The 803-nt window shown below is 50.2% G+C and carries 8 tRNA genes; all 8 read left to right on the top strand.

Annotation, left to right across the window (positions count from 1 at the left end):
• Positions 1-76 (top strand) — tRNA-Thr (locus BFW96_RS00080).
• A 37-nt stretch (positions 77-113) separates the two neighbouring features.
• A tRNA-Lys gene (locus BFW96_RS00075) sits at positions 114-189 on the top strand.
• A gap of 6 nt (positions 190-195) precedes the next feature.
• Positions 196-278, top strand: a tRNA-Leu gene (locus tag BFW96_RS00070).
• Positions 279-318: 40 nt separating this feature from the next.
• Positions 319-393 (top strand) — tRNA-Gly (locus BFW96_RS00065).
• Between the two features lie 14 nt (positions 394-407).
• Positions 408-493, top strand: a tRNA-Leu gene (locus BFW96_RS00060).
• A 9-nt stretch (positions 494-502) separates the two neighbouring features.
• Positions 503-579 (top strand) — tRNA-Arg (locus tag BFW96_RS00055).
• 27 nt (positions 580-606) lie between these two features.
• Positions 607-683, top strand: a tRNA-Pro gene (locus tag BFW96_RS00050).
• Between the two features lie 7 nt (positions 684-690).
• Positions 691-766, top strand: a tRNA-Ala gene (locus BFW96_RS00045).
• The last annotated feature ends 37 nt before the right edge of the window (positions 767-803 follow it).

Below are 803 nucleotides of genomic sequence, written 5' to 3'. Positions count from 1 at the left end.
GCCGGTGTAGCTCAATTGGTAGAGCAACTGACTTGTAATCAGTAGGTTGGGGGTTCAAGTCCTCTTGCCGGCACCACTTTTATATGATATAATACTCAAGTCTCTTGTAAGAAGAGCCATTAGCTCAGTTGGTAGAGCATCTGACTTTTAATCAGAGGGTCGAAGGTTCGAGTCCTTCATGGCTCACCATTTTACGCGGGTGTGGCGGAATTGGCAGACGCGCTAGACTTAGGATCTAGTGTCTTTATGACGTGGGGGTTCAAGTCCCTTCACCCGCATTATCTAGGATAACAGTTAGAAAAACTGGACATCCTGTCTGCGGAAGTAGTTCAGTGGTAGAACACCACCTTGCCAAGGTGGGGGTCGCGGGTTCGAATCCCGTCTTCCGCTCCAACTATACCATCCACGCCGGGGTGGTGGAATTGGCAGACACACAGGACTTAAAATCCTGCGGTAGGTGACTACCGTGCCGGTTCAAGTCCGGCCCTCGGCATTATGTTTTGCGCCCGTAGCTCAATTGGATAGAGCGTTTGACTACGGATCAAAAGGTTAGGGGTTCGACTCCTCTCGGGCGCGCCATATCTTTTAATAGAATAGATAGGAAATCGGGAAGTAGCTCAGCTTGGTAGAGCACATGGTTTGGGACCATGGGGTCGCAGGTTCGAATCCTGTCTTCCCGACCATTTTCATGGGGCCTTAGCTCAGCTGGGAGAGCGCCTGCTTTGCACGCAGGAGGTCAGCGGTTCGATCCCGCTAGGCTCCACCAAAAGTTTTTAAAAAAATTGTTGACTTTGAAGAAGTAA

Origin of the sequence: Bacillus sp. F56 (assembly GCF_001748205.1) — a bacterium.
GTDB classification, from domain to species: Bacteria; Bacillota; Bacilli; order Bacillales; family Bacillaceae; genus Bacillus; species Bacillus stercoris.
The sequence above is the reverse complement of the archived record's forward strand: the minus strand, read 5'-3'. Positions and strand labels throughout refer to the sequence as shown.